The sequence below is a fragment of the Streptococcus canis genome (assembly GCF_900636575.1).
GTDB classification, from domain to species: Bacteria; Bacillota; Bacilli; order Lactobacillales; family Streptococcaceae; genus Streptococcus; species Streptococcus canis.
The window spans coordinates 1,589,099-1,602,480 of sequence record NZ_LR134293.1 but is presented as its reverse complement, the minus strand read 5'-3'; the positions used below and the strand labels follow the sequence as shown (position 1 = coordinate 1,602,480).

Sequence of the window (13,382 nt, the reverse complement as noted above, 5' to 3'; positions counted from 1 at the left end):
GGTTCATATTATGAACAGAGAAGAAATTACGTTATTAGGTTTTGAGATTGTTGCATTCGCTGGTGATGCTCGTTCTCGTTTGATGGAGGCACTGGCTGCTGCTCAAAAAGGCGACTATGCAAAAGCAGAAGAACTAGTTGAAGCTGCCAATGCTTGTATTGTTGAAGCCCATCATGCTCAGACTAGCTTGTTGCAAAAAGAAGCGGCTGGTGAGGATTTAGCCTTTAGTGTGACGCTCATGCATGGTCAAGACCATCTCATGACCACATTGTTATTGAAAGATATGATGAGTCATATGATTGAATTGTATAAACGAGGTGATAAGTAATGAATAAATTAATTGAATTCATTGAGAAAGGGAAGCCTTTCTTTGAAAAGATTTCGAGAAACCCTTATTTAAGGGCTATCCGTGATGGTTTTATCGCAGCCATGCCAGTCATCCTGTTCTCAAGTATCTTCTTATTGGTAGCTTTCGTGCCAAATATCTTTGGATTTACTTGGTCTGACGAAGCAGTTGCGGCTATCATGAAACCTTACGGCTACACAATGGGGATTGTAGCAGTCCTAGTTGCAGGAACGACTGCAAAATCTTTGACAGATGCTTTTAACCGTCAATTGCCAAAAACCAATCAAATCAACTTCATTTCAACAATGATTGCCTCAATCTCAGGGTTCTTATTACTGGCTTCTGATGGTATTGAAGGTGGGTTTGCCAATGGTTACATGGGAACTAAGGGGCTTTTGACAGCCTTTCTAGCAGCTTTCATTACGGTTAATATCTATAAGGTCTGTGTGAAAAACAATGTCACCATTCGTATGCCAGACGAAGTTCCACCGAACGTATCCCAGGCATTTAAGGATGTGATTCCATATGCATTGTCTATCTTTGTTTTGTATGGAATTGATTTTGCGACACGTCAACTAGTTGGAACAAACGTTGCTGAGGCGATTCTGAAACTTTTTGAGCCACTATTTACAGCAGCAGACGGTTATGTGGGAATTACAATTATCTTTGGTGCCTATGCTTTGTTCTGGTTTGTAGGGATCCATGGTCCATCAATTGTCGAGCCAGCAATTGCAGCCATTACTTATGCTAATATTGAAACCAACTTCCAGCTTTTACAGGCGGGTCAACACGCGGATAAAATCTTGACTTCAGGTACTCAAATGTTTATCGTGACAATGGGTGGTACAGGTGCTACCTTGGTTGTGCCATTCATGTTTATGTGGTTGACTAAGTCCAAACGAAATAAAGCAATTGGACGTGCTTCAGTTGTTCCAACATTCTTTGGTGTAAACGAACCAATCTTGTTTGGTGCACCACTCGTGCTCAACCCAGTATTCTTTGTTCCATTTATTTTAGCTCCAATTGCTAACGTATGGATTTTCAAATTCTTTGTTGATACGCTAAAAATGAACAGTTTCAGTGTCAACTTACCATGGACAACTCCAGGTCCATTGGGGATTGTCATGGGAACAAACTTTGCTCCACTTGCCTTTGCACTAGCTATCTTGTTGGTATTTGTCGATGTACTTATCTACTATCCATTTTTGAAAGTTTATGATGAGCAAATTCTTGCTGAGGAACAATCAGGGAAAGTTGAAAATAGCTTGAAAGAGAAAGTAGCATCTAACTTTAATACTGCCAAAGCGGATGCTATTCTTGAAAAAGCTGCAGTTGATACCAAAATTTCTGAACAAACCAACGTTCTGGTACTTTGTGCAGGAGGTGGTACAAGTGGATTGCTTGCCAATGCCTTAACAAAAGCCGCAAAAGAATACGGTGTGCCAGTCACAGCGACAGCAGGAAGCTATGGTGCTCACCGTGAGATTTTGCCAGAGTATCAATTGGTCATCCTTGCACCTCAAGTAGCATCGAACTACGATGATATTAAACAAGAAACTGATGCATTGGGCATTAAACTTGCCAAAACTGAAGGGGCTCAATACATTAAACTCACACGTGATGGTCAAGGCGCACTTGACTTTGTTAAACAACAGTTTTAATCAAAAGGGGAGGGAGTTATAATCTCCAACTCCTACCCCTTTATTTATTTTTGATAGAAGAAGGTAGGCATATGGTTAAAACATTACCAAAAGATTTTATATTTGGTGGTGCAACTGCTGCATATCAAGCAGAGGGTGCCACAAAGACAGATGGAAAAGGTCGTGTTGCATGGGATAAGTATCTGGAAGATAATTACTGGTACACTGCGGAACCAGCTTCTGATTTTTATAATCGTTATCCGGTTGATTTAGAACTAAGTGAACAATTTGGGGTGAATGGCATTCGTATTTCAATTGCTTGGTCTCGTATTTTCCCAACAGGCTTTGGAGAAGTGAATTCAAAGGGAGTAGAGTTTTACCATAAATTATTTGCGGAATGCCATAAACGTCACGTAGAACCATTTGTAACGCTTCATCATTTTGATACTCCAGAAACGCTACATTCTAATGGTGACTTTCTAAATCGAGAAAATATTGAACACTTTGTCAATTACGCAGCATTTTGCTTCAAAGAATTTCCTGAAGTCAATTATTGGACAACCTTCAATGAAATTGGTCCAATTGGTGACGGTCAGTATCTTGTTGGGAAGTTTCCACCAGGTATTCAGTATGATCTTTCTAAAGTTTTCCAATCTCATCATAATATGATGGTTTCACATGCTAAGGCGGTTAAGCTCTACAAGGATGCTGGTTATAGCGGAGAAATTGGAGTCGTACATGCATTGCCAACGAAATATCCTTATGATCCAACCAATCCTGACGATGTCCGTGCAGCGGAACTTGAAGATATTATTCACAATAAATTTATCCTAGATGCAACATACTTGGGTTACTATTCTGAAAAAACTCTTGAAGGTGTTCGCCATATTTTGAAAGTAAATGGTGGGGAATTAGACCTTCGTGATGAAGACTTCGCTGCCTTAGATGCTGCAAAAGATTTGAACGACTTCTTAGGAATCAATTACTATATGAGTGATTGGATGAGAGCTCATTATGGAGAAACTGAAATTATCCATAATGGTAAAGGTGAAAAGGGAAGTTCTAAGTATCAAATTAAAGGAGTTGGTCGTAGAGAGTCTCCAGTAGATATTCCAAAAACGGATTGGGATTGGATTATCTATCCTCAAGGTCTTTATGACCAAATCATGCGTGTGAAAAATGACTATCCAAACTATAAGAAAATCTACATCACTGAAAATGGTCTAGGCTATAAAGATGAATTTGTAGATGGTACAGTCTATGATGATGGTCGAATTGATTATGTGAAAAAGCATTTAGAAGTCATTTCAGACGCAATCTCAGATGGTGCCAATGTTAAAGGTTATTTCATCTGGTCTTTGATGGATGTATTTTCTTGGTCAAATGGTTACGAGAAACGATATGGATTGTTCTATGTTGACTTTGAGACCCAAGAACGCTATCCAAAGAAAAGTGCTTATTGGTATAAAAAAGTAGCGGAAACACAAGTTATTGAATAAAAAAATACAAGGATGCCTAGCTCAAGTTAGCATCCTTGTTTTCATATAAGGGAAGGGAGGCAGTTTTTATGCTCGAATTAAAAAATGAGAATTTAACAGTACAATTTTCTGAAATAGGTGGACAGATTATTTCAATAAAAGACAATGATGGTGTCGAGTATCTTTGGCAAGGAGATCCGACCTATTGGAGCGGGCAAGCACCAGTTCTATTTCCGATTTGTGGAAGTTTACGAAATGATTGGGCTATCTACGAACCTGCAGAAAGACCGACATTTACAGGCACAATTCCAAGGCATGGACTTGTGCGAAAAATGATGTTCAAAAATGTAAGGACAACTGAAAATTCTTTGGAATTTTCTATTTCATCAAATGAAGAAACGGTAAAAAATTACCCATTTGAATTTGAACTTACCATTAACTACTCACTATTTGGCAATACAATTCGAACTGAATATCAGGTGAAAAATCTTGAAGGACATAGAAAGCTACCTTACTTTATTGGGGGTCACCCAGGTTTTAATTGTCCCTTGTTAGATGGTGAGAGTTATGAAGACTACTATTTAGAATTTGAAAAAGTAGAATCTTGTACAGTACCTAGAAGTTTTCCAGAAACTGGCTTACTTGATCTGCGAGATCGTCGGCCATTCTTGGAAAATCAAAAAATCTTGGACTTGTCCTATCAACTGTTTGAGCATGATGCTATAACTTTGGATCAATTAGCATCACGAAAGGTAACCTTGAAATCCAAAAATCATCAGAAAAAACTTTCGATTGCATTTGATGATTTTCCATATTTAGTGATTTGGTCAACTACAAATCAGAGTCCCTTTATTGCTTTAGAACCTTGGAGTGGCCTCTCTACATCACTAGAAGAATCTGACATATTCAATGCCAAACGAAATATTAGTTACGTTGCGCCAAAAGAAGTTGATAAAAAACATTTTGATATTATTATCGATATAGATTAAACTTAAAATTCATATAGTTAAGTTACTCTCAATCCGTCTAATTTGTAAAGAAATAAACGGTTTGGGAGTTTTATTTCTATTGTCCAATTAGGACAATATATCAAATTTCTCCTAGTTATCCTCTATACTTTTCCTTAGGAGAAAGATTGATGTATCGACGTTTAAGGGATTTGAGGGAAGATAATGACTTCACTCAAAAATACGTAGCTGAAAAACTTTCGTTTACTCACTCCGCTTACGCAAAGATTGAGAGAGGAGACCGAATTTTGTCGGCAGAAGTTATTATTAAACTCTCAAATCTTTACAACGTCAGTACAGATTATTTGTTGGGGCTCACCGACTTTCCCCACCGAATAAAGAATAATATAAAATAGTCCCTCCTGATTTGTTCATTGACAATTGAATAATTCTAGGTGGGACTTTATTTATTTGTTGAGCAATAGAATGAATGCGCCAAGAAATGAGCGAGTAAACATTGATTCAAAAATAGGATGGTAACCTATCTGCCAAGACACAAATAATGATAATGATACTTCTGACCGTTCAGGCTGCCAACGAAAAGGACAGCGGGTGAAATTCCCATGAATGATCTAACCAGTCATACCCACAATGGATAAAATATTTAAGTGAGAAGTAAATATGAAAATAAAATTTGTATCTGTTGAAAATAGTATTGCTGAATGGGCAGATAAAAAAGCACTACTAAGAAGATGGGAAGGGTTGAATCAATATACTTTAAATAGATGGTTAAGTGAAATGAGAGAAAATAAACGATTTAAAGATTATGTAATCAATCCAACCCATAAATTAGTATTTATAAATTTAGAAGGATTTGAAGAGTTTTTAAGATGGAAACAAAGGGCGGTAAAATAAAGAAAATCGTGGTATAATAGACATTGTCAATTTTTCTATTAAATATAGTTTCGATTTTCTTTTAGATATACTAAAGAGGGCGATATTATGTATTATAGAACACGAAAAAATGCTAAAGGAGAAACTCGTTTTGAAGTAGTTGAAAAATACAAGGATCCGCTTACAGGAAAATGGAGAAATGCTACAGTAACTTATTCAAACGACACTTCAAGGTCTCGTAAAGATGCTGAAAGAAGATTGATTGATAAAATTGATAAGCTAGTCAATAGGCTAGAATATCAATTTAATCCTCAAAAAATCAAGACATTTGGTCAGTTGAAGCAAAATTGGTTAGAAACTTGGTCTGTTTCAGTGAAACCGCAAACTGTCAAAAGAGAAGCTTTTGTATTAAAGAGATTAGGAGATATTATTGGTGATGACTTCTTGCTTGAAAGCATTACACCATTACTTATGAAAAGGTGTTTATCTACTTATGCCGAAAGGTATGATTCTTCTCAATCTACATTAGTGCATATAAAAAGCACTTGTAATAAGATATTTAATCATGGCATAATGTATAATATTATTCCATACTCTCCAATGTCAGTTGTTAAGGTAGATGTTTCTTTAGATAAGAAACGTATGGCCAAGAAAAAACACGAGGCCAAATTTTTGGAAGTTCATGAGTTAAGTGTATTTTTTGATGCACTTAGTCGCAGACGAAATCCGAATTACTATGATTTGGCTATTGTTTTGCTTTGTTCAGGTTTAAGAATTGGAGAAGCTGCTTTTACAAGAGAAGATTTCAATCCAGATACTGGAGTATTAACGATAGATAAATCACTTCAGTATCATGATTTGAAGGTTGCGGACTTTTATTTTGACACAACTAAGACTATAAATGCAGACAGAGAAGTTGCATTACCTAAAGTAGCTTGTGAAGCAATTTTACGAGCAATTAAAAGAAGTGATGAATTTGATAAGTATGCTTTAGAAAACCCTGCTAAATCCTTTTCACATACAGAAAGTATTTTTCGGACAGAATATGGTTCCCCCATTACTTCACACTCTTTTCGTGAGGTGCTAGCTAGAGTTGAACAGGAGCTAGTTGAAACTTGCGAAGAGAAATATGGATTTAAATGGACAAAGCATGTAACACCACACTCATTTAGACATATGCATATTACTTATCTGCAAAGTGAAGGTACTGATTTGGCTATGCGAGATATTATGGATCGTGTGGGTCATGCTAATTATGAAACAACAATCGGCTATACTCATAGACAAACTAGCTCTCAAGAAAAAGCAGTGAATGCATTAAATAATTTTATTGATAAAAATCAAATTTCGTTCACTGCTTTAAAGTCTTGGTCCTGTAAATATTCTCAACCGTTAAACGATTGGATTGAAAATCACTATGAAAGCAGAAAATCAAATTTAAATTTAGATGAATTTCGAGATATTATTGGAATTAAAGAAAGCTATCTTCCAAGGCATATTAATGTAAATATCCTACCAAAATTATTAAAAGATATTAAGAAATATCATTCAAATTTTGATATTAAATGTATTCGAGAAGGAAAGCAAAAAATTATTGGGTATGAAATGGTTTGGTGAAATCAGCTAAATTTGGTGACTTCTTGGTGACCTGATAGAATTTAGACAAGTTTACCACCGTTAAACCCTTGATACGAAAGGAATTATACACTCATGGCAATTATTCAATGGTTTCCTGGGCACATGTCCAAGGCCAGAAGACAGGTTCAGGAAAATTTAAAGCATGTGGACTTTGTAACCATTTTAGTGGACGCACGCTTGCCACTTTCTAGTCAAAATCCCATGCTTACCAAAATTGTTGGCGACAAGCCAAAACTAATGATTTTAAATAAAGCTGACTTGGCAGATGCTGCTCGTACTAAAGAATGGAAAGCCTACTATGAAAGTCAAGGCATTAAAACATTGGCTATCAATTCTAAAGAACAACCAACGGTTAAAAAAGTAACAGAGGCAGCCAAAGAACTCATGGCTGATAAAATTCAGCGTCTACGTGATCGTGGTATTCAAAAAGAAACCTTACGAACCATGATTATTGGCATTCCAAATGCTGGTAAATCTACCTTGATGAATCGCTTGGCTGGTAAGAAAATTGCTGTGGTTGGCAATAAACCTGGTGTGACCAAAGGGCAACAATGGTTGAAGTCCAATAAGGAACTGGAAATTTTAGATACCCCTGGTATTTTATGGCCAAAATTTGAGGATGAATTGGTTGGTTTAAAACTAGCCTTGACAGGTGCTATCAAAGATCAGGTATTACCTATGGATGAGGTTACTATTTTTGGTTTGAATTACTTTAAGGAATACTACCCTAATCGTTTAACCAAACGTTTTAAGAATATTCCGCTCGAGGAAGAAGCTCCTGAAATTATTATGTCCTTAACACGTCAGCTTGGCTTTAAAGATGATTATGACCGTTTCTACACTTTATTTGTCAAGGAAGTACGTGATGGCAAATTAGGTCAATACACTCTGGATCAGGTAGGGGATATAAATGTCGACTAGTATCAAAGCCATCAAGGAGAGCCTAGAAACCGTGACTAGCCTCTCAGATCCCCTCTTTCAAGAATTGGCAACTGACGCTAGGCTAGGCGTCCAAAAAGCTCTTAAAAGTCGACAAAAGGCCATTCAGGCCGATTTAGCAGAAGAAGAACGATTAGAAGCCATGCTTTCTTATGAAAAAGTTCTTTATAAAAAAGGTTACCAAGCCATTGCAGGTATTGATGAGGTAGGGCGTGGCCCTCTAGCAGGTCCCGTTGTGGCAGCTTGTGTTATCTTACCTCAACATTGCAAAATTAAAGGCCTTAATGATTCTAAAAAAATCCCTAAAGCTAAACATGAGACCATTTATCAGGCAGTGAAAGAAAAGGCATTGGCCATCGGCATCGGTATTATTGACAATCAGCTGATTGATGAGGTCAATATTTATGAAGCAACCAAACTGGCCATGCTAGAAGCCATTAATCAGTTGGAGGGACAACTCACACGGCCAGACTACCTCTTAATTGATGCCATGACACTAGATATTGCTATTTCGCAGCAGTCTATTATCAAAGGCGATGCCAATTCCTTGTCAATTGCAGCAGCATCAATTGTGGCTAAGGTAACCAGAGATCAGCTGATGGCTCGCTACGATCAAGCCTTTCCTGGTTATGGCTTTGCTAAAAATGCTGGCTACGGCACCAAAGAACATTTAGAGGGATTAAAAACTTACGGTATAACGCCTATCCATCGTAAAAGTTTTGAGCCTGTTAAATCCATGTCATCGTTTTCAAATAATCCTTAAAAAGTTCTGTTTTTGGCAGAATTTTTTCCTTTTTTTACGAATAAAAGAAGTAGGAGGTAGCTTAGTGAATCATTTTGAACTTTATAAATTGAAAAAAGCCGGCTTGACAAATAACAATATTCTCCGTATTCTTGATTATCAAAGCAAATACCAAAAATCGTTATCCCTTCGAGACATGGCTGTTGTTTCCTGTTGTCAACATCCTGCCTTATTCATAGAAACTTACAAGCAGTTAGATGTTAAAAAACTAAAGCAAGAATTTAACCAGTTTCCCAGCGTCTCTATTTTAGACAAGCATTACCCCATGGCACTAAAAGAAATTTATAATCCGCCAGTCCTCTTATTTTTTCAGGGAAATTTAGAACTTTTAGAAAAACCTAAATTAGCTATTGTTGGCTCGCGTCGCGCAAGTGATATTGGAACAAAATCTGTCTTGAAAATCATAAAAGAATTAAAAAACCATTTTGTGATTGTTAGTGGTTTAGCCAGAGGGATTGATACTAGTGCTCATTTAGCTTGCCTCAAAAATGGAGGACAAACAATCGCTATTATTGGAACAGGGTTGGATCGTTTTTATCCTAAAGAAAATAGAGAGCTGCAAACTTTTTTAGGGAAAAATCATCTTGTGTTAACAGAATATGGCCCAGGAGAAGAAGCTTTATCATATCACTTTCCAGAACGGAATCGTATTATTGCAGGTCTTAGTCGAGGTATTCTTGTTGTTGAAGCCAAGCGACGTTCAGGTTCACTAATTACCTGTCAAATTGGTATAGAAGAAGGACGAGACATTTTTGCTATTCCAGGAAATATTTTGGACGGGCAAGCCGAAGGTTGTCTTCAACTCATTAAAGAGGGGGCAACATGTGTCACATCGGGTATAGATATCCTTTCAGAATACCAAAAAGGCTAAAGTTTCTTCCTATATAGCATTTTTTTATTGACAGTTGCTCAAAAATGGGATATTATTCTATAAGCTTTAAGCAAACTGTTATAGGAAGTGTATCGAATTGGGAACAAAAACTACAACTAAGCCAAAAACGGGGACTAAAAAGCCCACCACTAAAAAGAAATCAACAGCTAAAAAAAATCTCGTTATTGTCGAGTCACCTGCCAAGGCCAAAACAATTGAAAAATACCTTGGTCGCAATTACAAAGTTGTTGCTTCAGTGGGTCATATTCGTGACTTGAAAAAATCCTCTATGTCTATTGACTTTGAGAATAACTATGAACCTCAATACATCAATATTCGTGGAAAGGGCCCCCTTATCAATTCTTTGAAAAAAGAAGCTAAAGCTGCAAAAAAAGTTTATTTGGCAAGTGACCCGGACCGTGAGGGAGAGGCTATTTCTTGGCATTTATCACATATCCTTGGACTTGATCCTGAAGATAATAACAGAGTAGTTTTCAATGAAATTACTAAAGACGCTGTGAAGAGTGCTTTTGTAGAGCCTCGTCAGATTGATATGAATTTGGTGGATTCTCAACAAGCTCGTCGTGTCTTAGACCGTATTGTGGGTTACTCCATTTCCCCCATTCTTTGGAAAAAGGTTAAAAAAGGACTTTCAGCAGGCCGTGTCCAATCTGTTGCTTTAAAACTAATCATTGACCGCGAAAATGAAATCAAAGCCTTTATTCCAGAAGAATATTGGTCAATTGATGGTCTCTTTAAAAAAGGTACCAAGAAATTTCAAGCAAGTTTTTATGGCATCGATGGCAAGAAGATGAAACTTTCTAATAACGATGACGTTAAAGAAGTTCTTTCTAAGTTAGGAGGGGATGATTTTCTTGTCAGTAAGGTCGAAAAGAAAGAGCGTAGACGTAACGCTCCCCTTCCATATACCACATCTTCTCTACAACAAGATGCTGCTAATAAGATTAATTTCAGAACACGAAAAACCATGATGGTGGCTCAACAACTTTATGAAGGGATTCATTTGGGTTCCAATGGCACACAAGGTTTGATTACCTATATGCGTACAGATTCTACCCGTATCAGCCCTGTTGCGCAAAATGATGCCGCTCAGTTTATTACCAATCATTTTGGAGCTAATTATTCAAAACATGGTAATCGTGTTAAAAATACAAGTGGAGCCCAAGATGCTCACGAGGCGATCCGCCCATCCAGCGTTAACCATACACCAGACTCTATTGCCAAATACCTTAATAAGGATCAGTTAAAACTTTATACGCTTATCTGGAATCGCTTTGTGGCTAGTCAAATGACAGCAGCTGTTTTTGATACAGTTAAGGTGAATTTGGAACAAAATAAGGTGCTTTTTGTTGCAAATGGTAGCCAAATGAAGTTTGATGGTTATATGGCTGTTTATAATGATTCAGATAAAAACAAAATGTTACCTGAAATGGAAGAAGGAGAAGCGGTAAAAAAAGTATCAACTTCTCCAGAACAGCACTTCACGCAGCCACCAGCTCGTTATTCTGAGGCAACTCTGATTAAAACTTTAGAAGAAAATGGAGTCGGCCGCCCATCAACTTACGCTCCAACCTTAGAAGTGATTCAACGCAGATACTATGTTAGATTGTCTGCTAAGCGCTTTGAGCCAACAGAACTTGGGGAAATTGTTAACAAACTCATTGTAGAATTTTTCCCAGATATTGTTGATGTTGCCTTTACTGCCGAGATGGAAGGTAAGCTAGACCAAGTTGAAATTGGCAAAGAAGAATGGCAACATGTCATCGATCAATTCTATAAGCCTTTTGTCAAAGAATTAGGTAAGGCCGAATCAGAAATTGAAAAGATTCAAATTAAGGATGAACCTGCTGGCTTTGACTGCGATGTTTGTGGTCATCCAATGGTGATTAAACTAGGACGTTTTGGTAAATTTTATGCATGTAGTCATTTCCCAGAGTGTCGTAATACAAAAGCCATCACTAAGGAAATCGGAGTCACCTGTCCAATTTGTCATAAGGGACAAGTGATTGAACGTAAAACCAAGCGCAATCGAATTTTCTATGGTTGTGATCGTTACCCAGAATGCGACTTTACTTCTTGGGATCTACCAGTTGGACGTGATTGTCCTAAGTCTGGTGACTACCTCGTTGAAAAGAAGGTACGGGGTGGCGGTAAACAAGTCGTTTGTAGCAATGAAGCTTGCGATTACAAGGAAGAAAAAGTCAAGTAAACAAAAAAGTATTGAAACCAATTTCTTGTGTTCCAATGTTTTAAAAAGTGCTATTAATGCTACGGTAGAAATTATCGAAACTGGTACAACAACTCGTGTTAACTAATCACCGTATGAAAGTCCATTATAAAGGAAGAAAACAACAACCTCCTTTATAATGGACTTTTTTATATTAGTCCGTTATAATAGACCTAAAGAAAGGAGATAACCTCCATGTATTTAGCACTTATTGGGGACATTATTCAGTCTAAACAACTGGTAGATCGCTCCAAGGCACAAGAAACTTTAAAAAATTGTCTAGAGGAGCTTAACAAAACCTTTGCTCCTTATATCGTTTCGAAGTTATCGGTAACCTTGGGAGATGAATTTCAAGGTCTTTTCCAAATGGATACCCCCATTTTTCACTTGATTGATTTGATTAATCGTAACATGAAAAATAGCCCTCTTCGTTTTGGGTTGGGAACAGGAACTATTTTAACAGAAATTAATCCTGAGATTAGTATTGGTGCTGATGGACCGGCTTACTGGCATGCCCGAGAGGCTATTACCTACATTCATCAAAAAAATGATTATGGTAATACTACCTTGGCTATTCGGACAGGCAACCAAGAGTGGGATGACTTGTTAAATAGTTTAATTTCGGCTGGAGAAGCCATAAAAGCCAACTGGCGAACAAGTCAATGGGAAATTTTTGACACGCTTTTAGATTTGGGCATTTATGAAGACTATTTTGATCAGCAAGTCCTAGGAAGATGCTTATCACTTAATTCAAGCGCTCTTTCTAAACGGTTAAAGAGTAGTCATGTTAAAATTTATTTACGAACACGTCAAAGTGCTCTGCGCTGTCTCCACCAGCTAAAGGAGGTAACTGATGATTAACGGTGCATCACAATACCTGACCCAAAACCCAGTTCTAACTCTTTTTCTGATTTGTCATGTGTTATCAGACTATCAGTTACAAAGCCAACGAATGGCCGATCAGAAAGAAGCAGATCTGGCTTATTTTGGGGATCATATCATCGGAGTCAGCATTCCTCTTATTTGTCTAACGCTTATTATCCCACAAGTATGGCTAATGAGTCTTTTGGTTATGACTAGTCACGCGCTTATTGATTGGCTAAAACCGAAGGTAGCGAGCTATTTAAACTGGAAAAGAGAATGGATTTTTCTGCTAGATCAGTGTCTACATATCGGTATTAGTTTATTTGCTGGACTAAGGTTAGCAGGAGTGACCTTGCCTAGTTGGCTTCCTGCGCCTTTGTTGCTGACCGTTTTGTTTATCCTACTCATTACCAAACCGACTAATATTATCTTTAAACTCTTTTTCTGCAAATACCAGCCTGACCAGGGAGAAAAGATGGATACTATTATGGGGGCAGGTGCGATGATTGGTAACCTTGAGCGAATTGTTATTGGCATTTGTATGATTATGGGGCAGTTTGCCTCAATAGGTCTAGTCTTTACCGCTAAATCTATTGCTCGCTACAATAAAATTTCTGAAAATCCTGCTTTTGCTGAATATTATTTAATCGGTTCCTTGTTTAGCATTCTGAGTGTATTTGTAGCGGCATGGCTCTGCTTTTTCTAGTTTGGCTAA

At 37.4% G+C, this 13,382-nt stretch carries 13 protein-coding genes; all 13 read left to right on the top strand.

The window, feature by feature from the left end:
* Window positions 1–10: 10 nt before the first annotated feature.
* Window positions 11–328: a PTS lactose/cellobiose transporter subunit IIA gene (locus EL097_RS08120; RefSeq protein ID WP_003048451.1), complete on the top strand. Its 318-nt coding sequence runs from the start codon at window positions 11–13 to the stop codon at window positions 326–328.
* On the top strand, window positions 328–2,007 hold the full coding sequence (locus EL097_RS08115; protein ID WP_003048452.1) for a lactose-specific PTS transporter subunit EIIC: 1,680 nt from the start codon (window positions 328–330) through the stop codon (window positions 2,005–2,007). The genes EL097_RS08120 and EL097_RS08115 overlap by 1 nt, the downstream gene beginning before the upstream one ends.
* Window positions 2,008–2,078: 71 nt before the next feature.
* Window positions 2,079–3,485 (top strand): 6-phospho-beta-galactosidase, encoded by a 1,407-nt coding sequence (gene lacG, locus EL097_RS08110; RefSeq protein WP_003048453.1) that lies wholly within the window; start codon window positions 2,079–2,081, stop codon window positions 3,483–3,485.
* A 68-nt stretch (window positions 3,486–3,553) separates the two neighbouring features.
* Window positions 3,554–4,453 (top strand): aldose 1-epimerase family protein, encoded by a 900-nt coding sequence (locus EL097_RS08105; RefSeq protein ID WP_003048454.1) that lies wholly within the window; start codon window positions 3,554–3,556, stop codon window positions 4,451–4,453.
* Between the two features lie 149 nt (window positions 4,454–4,602).
* Complete coding sequence (locus EL097_RS08100; protein ID WP_003048455.1) at window positions 4,603–4,827, top strand: helix-turn-helix domain-containing protein; 225 nt, start codon at window positions 4,603–4,605, stop codon at window positions 4,825–4,827.
* Window positions 4,828–5,092: 265 nt separating this feature from the next.
* Window positions 5,093–5,326, top strand: a complete 234-nt coding sequence (locus EL097_RS08095; protein WP_003048456.1) for a hypothetical protein — start codon at window positions 5,093–5,095, stop codon at window positions 5,324–5,326.
* Between the two features lie 87 nt (window positions 5,327–5,413).
* Window positions 5,414–6,922 (top strand): tyrosine-type recombinase/integrase, encoded by a 1,509-nt coding sequence (locus tag EL097_RS08090; RefSeq protein WP_129545017.1) that lies wholly within the window; start codon window positions 5,414–5,416, stop codon window positions 6,920–6,922.
* Window positions 6,923–7,015: 93 nt separating this feature from the next.
* Window positions 7,016–7,864 carry a ribosome biogenesis GTPase YlqF gene (gene ylqF / locus EL097_RS08085; RefSeq protein ID WP_003048462.1) on the top strand — a complete coding sequence of 283 codons (849 nt, stop codon included), beginning with the start codon at window positions 7,016–7,018 and terminating at the stop codon, window positions 7,862–7,864.
* On the top strand, window positions 7,854–8,645 hold the full coding sequence (locus EL097_RS08080; RefSeq protein WP_003048464.1) for a ribonuclease HII: 792 nt from the start codon (window positions 7,854–7,856) through the stop codon (window positions 8,643–8,645). Before ylqF ends, EL097_RS08080 begins: the two co-directional genes overlap by 11 nt.
* Before the next feature lie 64 nt (window positions 8,646–8,709).
* Window positions 8,710–9,555 (top strand): DNA-processing protein DprA, encoded by an 846-nt coding sequence (gene dprA, locus EL097_RS08075; RefSeq protein ID WP_003048466.1) that lies wholly within the window; start codon window positions 8,710–8,712, stop codon window positions 9,553–9,555.
* A gap of 97 nt (window positions 9,556–9,652) precedes the next feature.
* Window positions 9,653–11,785 carry a type I DNA topoisomerase gene (gene topA / locus EL097_RS08070; RefSeq protein WP_003048468.1) on the top strand — a complete coding sequence of 711 codons (2,133 nt, stop codon included), beginning with the start codon at window positions 9,653–9,655 and terminating at the stop codon, window positions 11,783–11,785.
* 213 nt (window positions 11,786–11,998) lie between these two features.
* Window positions 11,999–12,664 (top strand): SatD family protein, encoded by a 666-nt coding sequence (locus tag EL097_RS08065; RefSeq protein ID WP_003048470.1) that lies wholly within the window; start codon window positions 11,999–12,001, stop codon window positions 12,662–12,664.
* Window positions 12,657–13,373 (top strand): DUF3307 domain-containing protein, encoded by a 717-nt coding sequence (locus EL097_RS08060; protein ID WP_003048472.1) that lies wholly within the window; start codon window positions 12,657–12,659, stop codon window positions 13,371–13,373. The genes EL097_RS08065 and EL097_RS08060 overlap by 8 nt, the downstream gene beginning before the upstream one ends.
* Window positions 13,374–13,382 lie beyond the last annotated feature (9 nt).